General features: G+C 49.0%; 10 protein-coding genes. 4 read left to right on the forward strand and 6 right to left on the reverse strand.

What is annotated here, in order from left to right; genetic code table 11:
• Positions 1 to 1482 precede the first annotated feature (1482 nt).
• A complete protein-coding gene (uvrA, locus tag IEW26_RS20940; RefSeq protein ID WP_188593749.1) occupies positions 1483 to 4341 on the reverse strand; it encodes an excinuclease ABC subunit UvrA in 2859 nt (952 codons plus the stop codon).
• Positions 4342 to 4547: 206 nt separating this feature from the next.
• The gene (uvrB, locus tag IEW26_RS20945; protein WP_111269158.1) at positions 4548 to 6539 is read right to left on the reverse strand and encodes an excinuclease ABC subunit UvrB; all 1992 of its coding nucleotides are present in this window, start codon (positions 6537 to 6539) and stop codon (positions 4548 to 4550) included.
• A gap of 169 nt (positions 6540 to 6708) precedes the next feature.
• On the opposite strand from uvrB, the gene IEW26_RS20950 reads away from it, so the two are divergent.
• Positions 6709 to 7509 carry a flagellar motor protein gene (locus IEW26_RS20950; RefSeq protein ID WP_188593750.1) on the forward strand — a complete coding sequence of 267 codons (801 nt, stop codon included), beginning with the start codon at positions 6709 to 6711 and terminating at the stop codon, positions 7507 to 7509.
• Positions 7493 to 8335, forward strand: coding sequence for a flagellar motor protein MotB (locus IEW26_RS20955; RefSeq protein WP_188593751.1), 843 nt, complete (start codon positions 7493 to 7495; stop codon positions 8333 to 8335). The genes IEW26_RS20950 and IEW26_RS20955 overlap by 17 nt, the downstream gene beginning before the upstream one ends.
• A gap of 366 nt (positions 8336 to 8701) precedes the next feature.
• On the opposite strand, the gene IEW26_RS20960 is transcribed toward IEW26_RS20955, so the two are convergent.
• Genes IEW26_RS20960 through IEW26_RS20970 form a run of 3 tightly spaced genes read right to left on the reverse strand, consistent with a single transcriptional unit; the run spans position 8702 to position 12004 of the window.
• Positions 8702 to 9877 carry an ABC transporter permease gene (locus IEW26_RS20960; RefSeq protein WP_188593752.1) on the reverse strand — a complete coding sequence of 392 codons (1176 nt, stop codon included), beginning with the start codon at positions 9875 to 9877 and terminating at the stop codon, positions 8702 to 8704.
• A complete protein-coding gene (locus IEW26_RS20965; protein WP_188593753.1) occupies positions 9870 to 11057 on the reverse strand; it encodes an ABC transporter permease in 1188 nt (395 codons plus the stop codon). The genes IEW26_RS20960 and IEW26_RS20965 overlap by 8 nt, the downstream gene beginning before the upstream one ends.
• An 11-nt stretch (positions 11058 to 11068) precedes the next feature.
• Positions 11069 to 12004, reverse strand: a complete 936-nt coding sequence (locus IEW26_RS20970; protein ID WP_308423549.1) for an ABC transporter ATP-binding protein — start codon at positions 12002 to 12004, stop codon at positions 11069 to 11071.
• A gap of 247 nt (positions 12005 to 12251) precedes the next feature.
• Between IEW26_RS20970 and IEW26_RS20975 the strand changes: the two genes are divergently transcribed.
• Both IEW26_RS20975 and IEW26_RS20980 read left to right on the forward strand, forming a co-directional pair.
• The gene (locus IEW26_RS20975; protein WP_188593754.1) at positions 12252 to 13469 is read left to right on the forward strand and encodes a sensor histidine kinase; all 1218 of its coding nucleotides are present in this window, start codon (positions 12252 to 12254) and stop codon (positions 13467 to 13469) included.
• A 27-nt stretch (positions 13470 to 13496) separates the two neighbouring features.
• Positions 13497 to 14198: a response regulator transcription factor gene (locus IEW26_RS20980; RefSeq protein WP_188593755.1), complete on the forward strand. Its 702-nt coding sequence runs from the start codon at positions 13497 to 13499 to the stop codon at positions 14196 to 14198.
• Between the two features lie 57 nt (positions 14199 to 14255).
• Here IEW26_RS20980 and IEW26_RS20985 read toward each other — a convergent pair whose 3' ends face one another.
• A complete protein-coding gene (locus IEW26_RS20985; protein ID WP_188593756.1) occupies positions 14256 to 15584 on the reverse strand; it encodes a PDZ domain-containing protein in 1329 nt (442 codons plus the stop codon).
• Between the last annotated feature and the right edge of the window lie 52 nt (positions 15585 to 15636).

Genomic DNA, 15636 nt, shown 5'->3' on the forward strand with positions numbered 1-15636 from the left:
TGCCCACGAAAGCTTGCCCCCTCTTATATGTAAACACTTTCATTAAATCACTCGATTCATGAACATTTCGTATTTTTTGTCGACCACAACTGTAACTAGCGGCCGCTGCCCCTCACCAAATCATAGCCATTTCTTATCCCGAGAGGGCGATGACTCGGAAGATGACTCCGAAGTGGAAAATGAAGCTGAATGAGGAGGAGTGTCTATAGACGTACTGTTCTCTATATACGTGATTACGCTCGTTGGAGGTGTTCCTATGAAGACGTGGATTGGTGTGTGTGGGCGGTATGCTCTGAGGACGTGGGATCGGTGCGTGAGCGGTGTGCCCTGAGGACGTGGATTGGCGCGTGAACGGTGTGCCCTGAGGGCGTGGATTAGTGCGTGAGGGGTATGCCCTGAGGACGTGGATTAGTGCGTGAGCGGTATGCCCTGAGGACGTGGATTAGTGCGTGAGCGGTATGCCCTGAGGACGTGGATTAGTGCGTGAGCGGTATGCTCTGAAAGCGGGGATCGGTGCGTGGTAGTCGTGGTAACTAATCATGTTGGAGAGACGAAGCGCTAACGATCTCCAGAAAGCTTATTTCGCCTAATATGACGTGTTTATAAATCTAACGAATCGAGGGAACCCTATTTTACTCAAAATCATCAAAACATAGCCTAATTCACACATTTTTGTTGGAATAGCATTCCTAGGAATCGTTAGAATTTTTCGCACCCATTAAATGCCTACAGCTGATGCGGCTGACCGACTTTGCTGAGTAATTGGTACAACTTACGAATTTGAATTGTGATTTCTAGTTCTGACTTGCAACTTGCAAACTGCGAATGGCAAAAATCGTGACTAGAGGCTTGAGAATTTTGAATTGTAAATTGTGAATTGCAAATCGCAGATTGCGAGTTTTGACTCTCGACTTGAGACTTGCGAACTGCGAGTGGCGTCTCGTATCTGGTGACTTTTGGCTTGTGCGTGTAACTTGATACTTGGGGTTCGGGCTTGTAACTTGAGACTTGTCACTTTTGGTTTCAGCCTGTAACTCCTGACTTTTAGCTGCAGCTTGTAACTCGTGACTTTTAGCTGCAGCTTGTAACTCGTGACTTTTACCTTGCGGCTTGTGGCTTGGATCTTGTGGCTTACGGCAGCTTTAATCTTGAAAACTGCGAATAGCTGCTCGTGACTTGATACTTGAGAGCTGATACTTGAGACTTGAGACTTTCGAATTTTAAATTGTGACTTGCGGCTTGTAACCTGCGACTTGTGACTTGTCACTTTTGGCTTGTGACTTGCGGCTTGCCAACATACAGACTTATCACCAAACTTACAACTTATGCCTTGCAACGTACAGCTTGCTGCACATGGCAGAAACGAATTCAACACGGACATAATGCAAAAAACCTTCTGCACCTGGGAGAGAGTGCGGATGATCATGCACAGCTCTTCTCAGGCGTTGAAGGTCTTTCTTCAGCTTATTACACGCTATAAGGTTAGTCTGCCAGTTGCAATGCCCGGCTTCGTTCCGTATCGCGCTCCAGAACAGGCTTCAGGTACTTGCCCGTGTATGAAGCTTCCACTTGAATGATATCCTCCGGCGTTCCTGTCGCTACAATCGTGCCGCCGCCGCTACCGCCTTCCGGCCCCAGGTCAACGATATAATCGGCTGTTTTAATCACATCCAGATTATGCTCGATGACAAGCACGGATTCGCCTGAATCCACGAGGCGATGCAGTACGTTCAACAATCGATCGATATCATCAACATGCAACCCCGTTGTCGGCTCGTCCAGAATATAGATCGTTTTGCCGGTACTGCGTCGGTACAGCTCGGAAGCAAGCTTCACACGCTGTGCTTCACCACCGGACAATGTCGTTGCAGGTTGACCCAGATTAATGTAGCCCAGTCCAACATCCAGCAGCGTTTGCATTTTGCGGTGAATCTTCGGAATGTTCTCGAAAAATTGAGTTGCGTCCTCCACCGTCATTTCGAGCACATCTGCGATATTTTTATTTTTATACTTCACTTCCAGCGTTTCACGGTTGTAACGTTTGCCCTTGCAGACTTCACACGGTACGTATACATCCGGCAGGAAGTGCATCTCGATTTTGATAATGCCGTCTCCGCGGCAGGCTTCACAACGTCCACCTTTGATATTAAAGCTGAACCTGCCTTTTTTGTATCCGCGTACCTTCGCTTCGTTGGTCTGTGCAAACAGGTCACGAATATCGTCAAATACACCTGTATATGTGGCCGGGTTGGAACGCGGTGTGCGGCCGATTGGCGACTGGTCAATATCAATGACTTTATCAATATGCTCCAGTCCGCGAATCTCCTTATGCTGACCTGGGCGTACACGCGCACGATTCAGGTCACGCGCCAGCGTTTTGTACAAAATCTCGTTAATCAGTGTTGATTTACCCGAACCGGATACTCCGGTTACCGCAGTAAATACGCCGACCGGAATCTTCACATTCAGATTCTTCAGATTGTTTTCTTTCGCTCCGCGCACTTCCAGCCAGCGGTCACCCACACTTCGGCGCTCCGTACGAACCGGGATAAACTTCTTGCCGCTGAGATACTGACCCGTTAACGATTTCTCGTCGTTCATTATCTCCTCAGGTGTACCTTGCGACATGACGGTGCCGCCGTGAATACCTGCGCCTGGACCGATGTCGATAATATAATCTGCCGCCATCATCGTATCCTCGTCATGTTCAACCACGATCAAGGTGTTTCCGATATCACGCATATGCGCCAGCGTAGAGATCAAACGGTCATTATCCCGCTGGTGCAGACCAATACTCGGCTCATCCAGAATATAGAGTACCCCCATCAGACTGGAACCGATCTGCGTAGCCAATCTGATCCGTTGCGCTTCACCCCCGGATAATGTTCCGGCAGCACGGCTTAGCGTCAGATAATCCAGACCGACATTGACAAGGAATCCAAGGCGGCTGTTGATTTCTTTTAAAATCAGCTTCGCAATCGTCTGCTCTTTCTCCGTCAGCTGCAGTGAATCAAAGAAACGTCCCGCTTCACCGATCGACAGACCCGTTACATAAGCCATATTGTGGTCATTAATCGTAACTGCAAGGCTTTCGCGTTTCAAACGCTGTCCTTTACACGTACCACATGGCTTCGCACTCATATATCCTTCGATAAATTCACGGATGCCTTCAGAAGCCGTTTCGCGATAACGGCGCTCCAGATTATTCACAATGCCTTCAAACGTAACCAGTGCTTCCTTGCGCTGACCAAAATCATTTTCGTAACGGAAACGGATTTTCTCCGAACCTGTGCCTTGCAATAGCTTGTTCATCTGATCGGCAGGCAGATCCTCCACAGGCACGTCCTGCGGAATGTTGAAATGCTCGCATACGGATCTGAGGAACTGTGGATAATACGTGGACGTTCCGCCTGTCCAGGCATCGAACGCTCCTTCTTCAATTGTTTTGCTGCGATCCGGTACAAGTAAATCCGGGTCTACAATCATTTTCACACCCAGACCGTCACAATCCGGGCAAGCACCAAACGGACTATTAAAAGAGAACATACGCGGTGCAAGCTCATCAATGCTGAAGCCGCAAACCGGGCAGGCAAAGTTCGAACTGAATCGCAGCTCTTCTTCGCCAATGATGTCAACAAGCAGCTGCCCGCCGGACAGATTAAGCGCCGTTTCAATGGAATCCGCGAGGCGTGCCTGAACGTCATCCTTTACGACAATCCGGTCAACGACAACATCAATGGTGTGTTTTTTGTTTTTCTCCAATTGAATGTCCTCTGACAGATCACGCAGTTCACCATTCACCCGCACACGGACAAAACCTTGTTTGGACACGTCAGCGAATACACTTTTGTGCTCACCTTTACGTCCTGCAACAATCGGTGCGAGAATCTGCAGACGGGTACGTTCCGGGTACTGCATAATACGGTCCACCATCTGTTCCACCGTTTGCGATGTAATCTCGATGCCATGATCCGGACAATGCGAGTGGCCGATACGCGCGAACAAAAGACGCAAATAATCGTAAATTTCGGTAACCGTCCCGACAGTGGAACGCGGGTTACGGCTTGTTGTTTTTTGATCTATCGAGATGGCAGGAGACAACCCTTCAATGGAATCCACATCCGGTTTCTCCATCTGGCCCAGGAACTGACGCGCATAAGCCGACAATGACTCTACATAACGCCGCTGTCCTTCGGCATAGATCGTATCAAAGGCCAGCGAGGATTTGCCTGATCCGCTCAAGCCGGTCAATACGACAAACTTGTCACGCGGAATGGTAATATCAATGTTTTTCAGGTTATGCGCTCGCGCGCCTTTAATGACAATATTCTCGCTCGCCAATACTATTCATCCTCTCATTGCTAATCTATAAACCTTTTAACCAATTTTATCTGTTATACCAGTATTGACCTGATTACAACATTTCAATATGGAATAATATCGGATCATTTATGCCGGTTCATTACTCAACAAGAGAACGGCCAATTGGCCGTTCTCTTATCGCAAATTCTCCATCCAAGAACATCTTCTATCAAATTACGAACAATCTATTCAGCTCGCAGCTCCAGCAGTGCATCACGCAGCTCGGCAGCACGCTCGAACTGAAGGTTTTTGGCTGCATCTTTCATCTCTGCTTCCAGACGCTGAATGAGCGACTGACGTTCCTTCTTCGACATCTTCTCGGCAGCGCCGGTCAGATACTCGTTTTTCGATTCGGCAACCTTCGTTGCCTCAATGACATCACGCACTTTTTTGCGAATCGTCTGTGGTGTTATGCCGTGCTTCTCATTGTATTCCATCTGTATGGCGCGGCGGCGCTCCGTCTCTTTCATCGCTTTATCCATGGAATCCGTCACTTTGTCACCATACAAAATAACTTTACCATCGCTGTTCCGCGCCGCACGACCAATCGTTTGAATGAGCGAGCGCTCGGAACGCAGGAAACCTTCCTTATCGGCATCCAGAATCGCTACCAGTGATACTTCCGGCAGATCCAGACCTTCCCGCAGCAAATTGATCCCGATCAGGACGTGGAATGTCCCCAGCCTCAGATCACGCAGAATGGCCATACGTTCGAGCGTTTTGATCTCGGAGTGCAGATATCGGACCTTGATGCCAATCTCTTTCAAATAATCCGTCAAGTCTTCCGACATCTTCTTCGTAAGCGTGGTGATCAGCACCCGCTCATCCTTCGCAATCCGGTCATGAATCTCGGCAATCAGATCATCAATCTGCCCCTTCGTCGGACGCAGCTCAATGACAGGATCAAGCAGACCGGTTGGACGAATGATCTGCTGCACCATCGTATCTGTATGCTCGATCTCATAAGGACCTGGGGTTGCCGAGACATAGATAATCTGGTTCATTTTCTCTTCAAATTCTTCGAATTTGAGCGGACGGTTATCCAGAGCAGATGGCAGCCTGAAACCGTGATCTACCAGCACCGTCTTTCTCGCCTGGTCACCATTGTACATCGCCCGAATCTGCGGCAGGGTCACATGAGACTCATCGACCACAATCAGCATGTCATCCGGGAAATAATCGAGCAGAGTATACGGCGTATCCCCACGCTCACGGAAAGTCAGCGGTCCGGAATAGTTCTCAATGCCCGAGCAGAAGCCCACTTCCTTCATCATCTCGATATCATACCGCGTACGCTGCTCCAGCCGCTGAGCCTCCAGCAGTTTGCCCTGCTCACGCAGCACTTCAAGACGTTCTTCCAGTTCACGCTCAATATTCACCAGCGCCACACGCATCGTCTCTTCCTGTGTTACGAAGTGAGATGCCGGGAAAATAGCAATATGCTCGCGCTCACCGATCAATTCACCCGTCAAAACATCAATTTCGGTAATTTTCTCAATCTCGTCTCCGAACAGTTCGACCCGAATCGCATGTTCACCCTTGGAAGCCGGGAATATCTCAATGACATCACCACGAACACGGAACGTGCCCCGCACAAAGTTAATATCATTCCGCTGGTACTGAATCTCCACCAGACGTGACAATATCTGATTGCGCGGCTTCTCCATGCCTACCCGCAGTGACAACAGCATGCTGGAATAATCATGCGGCGAACCGAGACCGTATATACACGACACACTCGCTACAATAATGACATCCCTGCGCTCAAACAACGAGCTGGTCGCCGCGTGCCGCAGCTTGTCAATCTCTTCATTAATGCTTGAATCCTTCTCGATATACGTATCGGATGAAGGAATATAAGCTTCTGGCTGGTAGTAGTCATAGTAACTGACAAAATACTCTACCATGTTGTTCGGAAAAAATTCCTTGAACTCACTCGCCAGCTGCGCTGCCAGTGTCTTGTTGTGCGCAATAATCAGCGTAGGACGCTGCAGCTTGGCAATCGTCTGTGCAATAGTAAATGTCTTGCCCGTACCCGTTGCACCCAGCAGTGTCTGGTATCTCTTCCCTTCCTGAACACCCTTCACCAATTCCTGAATGGCAGCAGGCTGATCACCCTGGGGAGAAAACTCTGACTCGATTTCGAACGTTTTGTCGCTCATAATAATATCGCTCATTGCCGTATCTCACCCTATCGTCTAAAATAATAGTCACTATATATTGTCGAAGTTCCCCGAATTTCCAGTTGGGAAAACTTATAGTAATAGGAATATTTGTTCCCGTTCAATTATACCTTGTTCGTTTTCGTGTTGCAAACGTGAATTGAAGATAGGAGTGGGTTAATTTATGGATATTGCGACACTTATCGGTATAATCGCCGGAATTGCCGCAGTCATCAGTGGTTTTCTGTGGGAAGGCGGACAGCTGTCAGGTCTGCTTCAGAAAACCGCTGCTTTAATTGTGTTCGGTGGAACGATTGCTGCTGTTGTGGCCAGCTTCCCCACATACCGTCTGCGTACGATACCTGCTGCATTGCGCATGGCGTTTGGACGTCATCGTTACGATTCCAAACAATGGGTGGAGGAACTGATTGAGATGTCCACCATTGCCCGCAGATCGGGGGTGCTTGCTTTGGAGCGCAAAGTTGTAGATCATCCCAATCCATTTTTACAAGATGGCATCCAGATGGTGGTTGACGGAACAGACCCGGATATTGTTCGCCAGATTCTGGAGATGGAGATTGACTCTGTCGAGCAGAAGCATGAAGGTTACGCCAAAATATTCGAAGCAGCCGGTGGCTATGCCCCAACGATGGGTATCATCGGGACCGTAATGGGACTAATCCAGGTGCTTGGAAGCTTAACTGATCCCACGGGGCTCGGGCCAGCTATCGCTGTTGCTTTTACCGCGACCCTGTACGGGGTGGCCAGTGCCAACCTGATCTTCCTGCCTATCGCCTCCAAGATCAAGTCCAGAAGTGCTGACGAAGTTCAGGCGATGGAGATGATGCTCGAAGGTGTGCTTGCAATTCAGAACGGTGAGAATCCACAGCTTGTCCGCAAACGGCTGGAGTCTTTTACACTCGCACATCGTCAGGACGCACCGTCACCACTGGCAAAGGAGGGATTGGATGAGTCGGCGCAGTAAACGGCGTGCGAAACGTGAGACGGCTGACCATCGGGATCGGTGGATGATTACCTATGCCGATCTTATTACGCTGCTGCTGATCTTTTTTGTCATCATGTACGCCATGAGCAATCTGGATACAGGTAAATACGACGTCGTTACCCAATCCCTTCAGAGCACTTTTAACAAATCCAACTCCATACTTGAACTGGGAAATGGACTCGGGGATACTCCCGGTCAAACAATCAGTAAAACACCTTCTGCCCAGGTTCAGGGGGAATCGGATGACAAACAGGAGAACCCTGCATCGGATTCGGAAAAAGATACCCCGGATGATACCAACCGTCCGCTTACCGAACGGGAAGAGCAGTTCAGAACACAGGAGCAGGAGCTGCAGAATCTGTTCAATGTGATTACCCAATATATTGAGGATAATAAACTGGAGAACCAGATTTATGTTGCGGACAAGCCGCAAGGTATCTCCATTACGCTCAGTGACCGATTTCTGTTTGACCAGGGACAGGCTGCACTGAAAAAGGATGCGGCACCTACACTCAGCAAACTTGCAAGCTTGTTTCGTAATCTTCAAATGGTCGTCAGTATCGAAGGGCATACGGACAATGTTCCGATTGGAGCAAACTCGACCTACAAGGATAACTGGGAGTTGTCTGGTGAACGTGCATTATCGATCCTGCGTTTTTTTCTGGATAAAGAAAAACTTGATCCAGACCACTTCCAATATGCAGGATACGCAGATACTCGTCCAACCGGAGATAACAAAACTCCTGCCGGACGGCAGAAAAACCGCCGGGTTGAAATTACCGTTCTTCGCCAGCTGCAGCCTTAGTTGATGACTGAATGTGATGCCTTCTAATAAATCGAGCTTGTCTGTTCCGTTATGATGGAACCAATCATGCAGCTTCAAGAATGTGCTGCCCTGCATTATGACATGGTGGTATACTTTCGAATCTGTAGAGACTAGAAACAGCAAAAAGCACGTCCTGCGGTATGTTCATCTACCTGACAGACGTGCTTTTTTGATTTTATTTTTACCTACATTACCTATTCCTCTTTTACCTACATCATCTCATCCTCTATTACCTAAACATCTAATCCTCTATATTATCTTTCGATCTAATCCTCTACTTAAATTCATTCGTCTATTCGTTTATTTATCCACTCATCTATTGATTCTATGCTTGTTCTCGCATCACTACGCATCCGTACCTGGCTGATCTGGCCGAAGGATGGCGGAGCCGACAGCCAGCAATATCACAGCCATTGCACACAGAATGAGCAGAGGAAGTGTAATGTCTGCGAGCGTACCCCCGGCAGAGATCGTTTCGACGGCCTGAATCGTCCATTTCTGCGGCACAAAGTTCGCCAGCTTCTGCATATATTCCGGCATGATGGACAAGGGCCAGAAGCAGCCTCCAATCATACAGGTGGGTACAATAATAAGGGAGTTCAGCATACTGGCATTTTTCGTTTCACGGATCAGACCGCTTACTGTGCTTGCAAGCCCCATGGATACCAGCATAAACGCGCCAAGAATCAGAAAATGAATGCCAAACGGAATTCCTGCATCATAATGCAGCACCCACCTGCTAATCCCCAGCACAAGCACAATCTGGATGACTCCGATCGCAAGACTGCCCAGAAAATTGCCCAGCGCAATCTCGTAGGACCTGACTGGAGCCGTATACATCCGGGCCATCGTACGCTGCTTACGATCCTCCATAATAACAGACACTGCACTGGTTAACAGCCCCATCATAAACATGACGGTAAACCCGGTGACATTATTCAGCCCTGGCTTGGGATAGAGCCGCAGATGCAGTTCTTCCCCTGATAACGTATGCTTGCTCAGCTCTTGAAGCAGCTCTTCAAACTTTTTCCCGGTGTCTACCGCTTCAAAATTAGAGGAAGACTTTAGAGAAAAGGCACGAACAGCAGATGCGGACTGCATAATTCCCTCTGTCAAACCTTCAACAGCCGCCCGAAGTGTATAAGAACTTTCACTGACACGCATCTCGATCAGTTCGATATCAGTCTGCTTGCCTTCCAGCAGTGACTGTGTGTAATGAGCCGGAATAACGATGCCCGTGCTGCCTTTTTGCGAAACGATATCCGACCTCACTGCTGCTTCACTTTTTACAGCCTTGAAGCTGTATTCTTTGTTCCGGGCAAGCTCCTGGATCAGCCATGATCCCGCACTACCTTCATCCAGGTTCACATAAGGAACGACAGCACGACCTGCCTGCTCACTTCCAAAAAGAGCAACCGCCCCTGTCACCACGAGACACGGAAGCAGGAGAAAAGCTATAAACCCTCGCTTGCGTCCCATTGTTCTTCTGATCATCAGCCAAGCGATATGCAGACTATTCATAGCGGTATCCAACCTTTCTGTAGATCACTGCCGCTGCGGCAGCGAGCACTGCACATACCGCTCCAAGCATATAGATGTTGTACATAATTTCGCGTAACGAGGCATCCAGCATCATGCTGAGAAAACTTTGAAGAGCCCAGTGATTTACGGTAAACTCGCTGATTCGCTGGATGACATCTATGGCAATTGGAGTAAATCCACCACTAATAAATGTCATGACAATAATAATACCCTGCATCAGCGAACTGGCTGATGCAGCACTTTTGCTTACAAGTGCCACGATGATGCCCAATGTCATGGATGCCATCGTAATTAATAAACAGACCAATATAATCAACCAAAGGTGACGACCCCAATTCACACCAAATAACAGATATGTCATTACAATAATAATGATGGCCTGCATGAAGGCAAGAAGACTGTTACCCGCAATTTTACCAGCAAATATAACCCCGCTGCCCATGGGAGCAGCCTGAAGACGAGCAAGTGTTTTTTTGTCTTTTTCCGTATACAAGCTATTAATCGCGGTCATGCCGGAATACAGCATGAACATCGCCAGCATCGCTGCGGCGTAATATTGGGAAGCACTGTAAGACTGATTAGACTCGCCGGGACTGCTAATCGTTATATTCGATTGCGCAGCCGCCCTCGTTTCAGCCCTTGCACCTGCGTTCGAGATCATCTCAGGCCCGAGAACCTTTGCAACCGCCGCCTGCCGGTTTAACTCATCCGTAAACCGGGTGAACAGCGTCTGTCCCACCACATTCAGTGTGCCGTCTTTGCCCAGTATCCATTGCAGTCTGGTTTCTTTCCCCGCCATCCACTGCTGCACCATATCGGACGTCACGATAACCGCAAAATCAAGCTTGCCTTCTTTCAAGGCGTTTACTGCTTCATCCTGAGAAGACATATACTGGAACGTAAGCATCTTGGCCACTTGAGGAGCAGTCACAAATGCTCTCATCGCCTCCCCCACAGGAGAGTCTTCAGCTTCAACGGTTTCAACCAATCCCACACGTACCTGACCAGGTACAGCTTCCTTTCCAGTGCCCATCGCACTGGATAGGGCAGTTCCTAATATAAAAATTAACAATAAGGGCAAAAGAAACAGATTCAGCACAACGGATCGAATTTTCAATATCCGTCTTAACTCAAACAAGCAAATATGCCATACTCTCATTCCATAGCCCCCTAATCTCGCAGCGTGCGCCCGGTCAGATTAAGAAACAATGTTTCCAAATCAGGCTCCTCGACTCGCAGGGAATGAATGGACACCTCATGTTTACTGCAAATGAACAGCATATCCTGCAGCGCGAGCTGTGCAGAAGGCAGGGTAATGGTCAGTGTATCTCCACTCACTTCAACTGCCCGGACACGCGGGTGAAGCTTTAGCTCCTCCACAACGCCGGCATCAATTCCAGAGGTGGTGAGCACCATTTTTTCCTCCGATGCAACACGTTCTCTCAGCTCAGCCTCTGTTCCGCAAGCAATGATTCTCCCTTGATCCATAATAGCCACCCGATCGCTAATCGCCGCAACTTCCTCCATATAATGACTGGTGTAAATAATTGTCGAGCCCATCTTGTTCAGTGTTCGAACCGATTCAAGAATGTGATTGCGGGACTGCGGATCAATGCCGACTGTCGGTTCATCCATAATAATCAGATCGGGATGATGGCTGAGAGCACAAGCGATGTTTAACCTGCGTTTCATTCCTCCTGAAAAGGTGGACGGGGCTTCCTTGGCTTTATCCTGCAATCCGACAAACTCAAGGGACTCCTGCACTCTCTCTTTAAGCATTTTCCCTCGCAATCCATACAGCCGGGCAAAAAAGGTAACATTATCCGCAGCACTCATTGTTTCGTATAACGCCAAATCCTGTGGCACAAGCCCGATTTTGCGCTTTGCATCCAGCGGCCGCTCCTTCACGGATATACCATCCAGCCTGATCTCTCCCTGATCCATGCTCAGGAGACCGGCAATCATACTGATCGTTGTACTTTTACCCGCTCCATTGGGACCGAGCAGCCCAAAGATTTCTCCCCGGCCTACATCCAGATTGAGGTGATCTACTGACAGCTTGCTGCCGTACCGCTTCACAACATGATCGATTTCCAGTATGTTCATTGTTATACGCCCCTTATCGGTTTGAGCTTTTGCCACGAACTTTCGTATTTCCAGTATAATAAATGGTTTACTTTTCTGAAGGTACACAAAGTCATGAGCCAAAGGTGACTTAAGTCACCTCCTGTATCGGAGTTGGGCTGTGCTATAATCAAGGATGCATTATCAACAGGATTGATTTTTATTTTTTTACTAAGATCTGTTTTGTTCACTTTCAACCCTATTATCATACAAAGGATGTCCACTACATATGCCGATGCGGTTTCTGCAATATGGTTTATTACTTGTGCCCGCTGTGTTGTACAGTCTGATGCTGCCCGTAGAAAGCGAGGCGCTGTATACCTTCTATATCCTCATTGCTGCAGGACTGGCTGTTGCCCACCGTTTCACTCGTTCAGGTGCATCGCAGGCGCTTTTATTTCTGGCAGAAATATTGTGGGGCTGTTATCTGATTGCTTTATACGGCCCCTTCATGTTATCCACCGGCTTATCAGCGCTCTACGTATATATGTACCGACTCAATGGGTCTATGCGATGGATGATGTTAACCATACAGGTCATTGCCATTAATCTTGCATTATATGTGTATTATTCATCTTCAACAGGGCTAATGTGGAACGCTGCGGAGCTTCAGGCTTGGGACTGGTTCTCGGAATCAACACAGGTGAGTCTTGCTGTGAATTTGCTCCTGATCATGACCACTGCGCTGTGCTGGCAGGGAGCCAGCACAGCAGCGAGCAGAGGGCAACTGGAGCATGTGTATGACGAACTGCGGAATAAACACTATGAGCTGCAGGAGGCACGCGCGCAGTTACTGCTGTTTTCCAAACAACTGGAGGATGCAGCCCAACTCGAAGAACGCACCCGCTTATCCAGACAGCTGCATGACGATATAGGTCATCGCCTGATCCGTACCAAGATGATGTCCGAAGCTGCCCTGCTCACACTACCCTTGCATCCAGCACAAGGCTTTGTCATGGTTGAGCAGATTCGGGATCAATTAACGGCGAGCATGGATGACATGCGTAATGCGCTGCTGAAACTCAAAAATGACTCACAACCTTCGGATGCCTACGCGTTAGATCGTCTGCTAGAGGAGGTTGGCCGGGACACCGGTATTAAAACCAATTACGAGATTCGTGGTCAGGCTTACCCCCTCTATCCGAGCACACAAATTGTGCTGTACAAAAATGCCAGAGAAGCGATAACGAATGCACTAAGGCACGGAAAAGCGAATGAGATTACGCTAAAACTGGTATTCGAACCACATGAGGTCACGATGATGATCAGTAATGATGGCAGCACATTCTCGCTTCTACATGCAGAGGGCTCCACCAGTACAGGTCTTGGACACGAGGGCATGCGTCAGCGAACACAGTTCATGGGAGGCCTCGTGGAGATTCAAGCCGGCTATCCGTACACTGTAATTACACGCATCCCCGTTTCAAATCAAATGAAGCTACTCTAATTAAAGCATTTAGAAGGGAGCACACTTATGTCTGAGCCGGAGCAAGAACGGAACGTTGACAGCAAGCAGTTGCCACCTGACGTCACTTCTCGTATTCAGGTGCTGCTGGTGGACGATGATTACTTTATCCGAGAGAGCCTGAAGGTTGTACTCGGTCTTGATGCAAGCATTCACATCACAGGCACAGCCTCCAACGGGAAGGAAGCACTCGATCTACTTGAGTCAGGAACGCCCGCAGATGTTGTACTCATGGATATTCGAATGCCCGAATGTGATGGCGTCGAAGGCACACGTCTGATCAAATCCCGTTTTCCCGACGTTCAGGTGCTGATGCTGACAACCTTTGACGATGACGAATATATTATTCAGGCTTTGCAGAACGGAGCAAGCGGATATTTGCTGAAAAATGTACCTCCTACCCGCATCATTCAGGGGATCGCAGCGGTATACCGAGGGGACATGCTGATTCATCCCGATATTGCTCGCAAACTTGCGGGGCTCCTTCGTACACCGGCTTCTCCACCCGCCCATGAGCCTCTCGAAACCTATGGTCTTACTCGGGCAGAGCTGTCTGTTGCTAAGGCAATATCCGAGGGTCTATCCAACAAAGAGATTGCCGCCAAGCTGTTCCTCAGCGAAGGCACCGTCAAAAACTACGTTACAGACATTCTGGGCAAGCTGCACTTGCGTGATCGCACTCAAATCGCCATTTTTATGTTAAAAAAATAGCCAAATCAAAAAGGCAGCTCCCTTCGCTAATCCTGGCGGAGGGAGCTGCCTTTTTGATTACATTTCAACAGAACCTTTGTCGCTCACTACAGGAGCTGATGGCAGGGCAAGAGGGGCCTCATCCATACGCCGCTCTTTCCGGCGTGTGAACAGCTTGAGCGTCAATACCTGAAGCAGCGTCACTGGACGCGGCTGCACGGCCCAGGCCTCATGATTATCCGGTGCCATAACGACTCCAAGCTGGTGATGCTCGCCTTCGTAGATGGCGCGCTGCATAAACTTGCTCTCTCCTTGATGGTTCCGTACCTCCAGCTTGCAGAAGGCCGAATTCGTACGCAAGGCCCGATGCAGCTCTTCCGGTGAATGAACAAGCATGCCATTCACCTTGTACAGCGTCTCCCCTGCTTCGATGCCAAGTTCAGCGGCCGGACTGTTCGGGATTACACTCAGAACCTTGAGTCCATGCTGTGGGTGCACAAATGCCGGACTGAGATGCTGCTCCTCCAGCGCGCTGTACCATACCAGAAGCTCATGCCCGGCAAATGCCACCAGCGCAGCAACTACGGTCAACGGCGGCCACCACACGGCAAGCAAACTAAACACGAGCAGGGTCATGCTGTATAACAACATACGCTTAGCTGTAAGCTTCATTTTACGTCCTGGCAGCATGCTTTGTGTGTTGTCACTCAGTCCTAGCAGGACGGGAAGTGCAATCAACGTGTAACCTTGCCCCGCTTGAAACAGCGGAGTCCATGGAAGGGCTGCACCGCCTCCATTGGTGGGAACAAGGATGAGCAGCGGGAGTGCCCAGAAAAGCTGCATCTGATATCCGCCTACCAATTTGCCACGTTTGCCCTCCATCAGAAACGGGGAAGCCATAGACACTCCCTGCATGCGGGCGAACGCCGCTTCGCCAATGTGCAATAACGCAGCCAGCACAAGCAGCGCAGGCATGTCCAGTCCACGCACAGTCTCTACAGCCTGTCCAAGCATACCGGAAGGCTGCCATCCGGAAGCTATATTGAAGGCAAATTGAAGTATACCAAGCGCGCCTACTGCATATGCAAAGCACAGGTAACGTATACGAATAAGAGCTAATACTAACGCTGCAGCCCATATGCTGATCAAACTGCCCAAGGTAAGGTGCGCGCCGAGGAACAGAAACACGATGGATACCGCGGCGCCTATGACAATACCTCCAAGTACAGCTCGAATCGTCTGTGTAATCGAGCTCTGCATACGAACAAGGAACAGTTTACGCTCCTGGAGCAGCTGACGATGGTACATCAAGGCAATCAGAATGATTGCGATATAATAAAACGGCTGAATCAACAACTGTAACAATGCTTCCCCTAAAGCATTTAACCACGGCCATACCCATTCCATTGTGGCGTTCACTCCTCTCCTTCAGCCGGTTCAGAAAAAAAGAAGGCTGAAA

Origin of the sequence: Paenibacillus silvae (assembly GCF_014639235.1) — a bacterium.
GTDB lineage: Bacteria > Bacillota > Bacilli > Paenibacillales > Paenibacillaceae > Paenibacillus > Paenibacillus silvae.

Bases quoted from the DNA above. Each gene is read 5' to 3' on its own strand.
- IEW26_RS20985 (WP_188593756.1), bottom strand. From the start codon at position 15,584: ATGGAATGGGTATGGCCGTGGTTAAATGCTTTAGGGGAAGCATTGTTA.
- IEW26_RS20950 (WP_188593750.1), top strand. From the start codon at position 6,709: ATGGATATTGCGACACTTATCGGTATAATCGCCGGAATTGCCGCAGTC.
- uvrB (WP_111269158.1), bottom strand. From the start codon at position 6,539: ATGAGCGATATTATTATGAGCGACAAAACGTTCGAAATCGAGTCAGAG.
- IEW26_RS20970 (WP_308423549.1), bottom strand. From the start codon at position 12,004: ATGAACATACTGGAAATCGATCATGTTGTGAAGCGGTACGGCAGCAAG.
- IEW26_RS20980 (WP_188593755.1), top strand. From the start codon at position 13,497: ATGTCTGAGCCGGAGCAAGAACGGAACGTTGACAGCAAGCAGTTGCCA.
- IEW26_RS20975 (WP_188593754.1), top strand. From the start codon at position 12,252: ATGCCGATGCGGTTTCTGCAATATGGTTTATTACTTGTGCCCGCTGTG.
- IEW26_RS20955 (WP_188593751.1), top strand. From the start codon at position 7,493: ATGAGTCGGCGCAGTAAACGGCGTGCGAAACGTGAGACGGCTGACCAT.
- IEW26_RS20960 (WP_188593752.1), bottom strand. From the start codon at position 9,877: ATGAATAGTCTGCATATCGCTTGGCTGATGATCAGAAGAACAATGGGA.
- IEW26_RS20965 (WP_188593753.1), bottom strand. From the start codon at position 11,057: ATGAGAGTATGGCATATTTGCTTGTTTGAGTTAAGACGGATATTGAAA.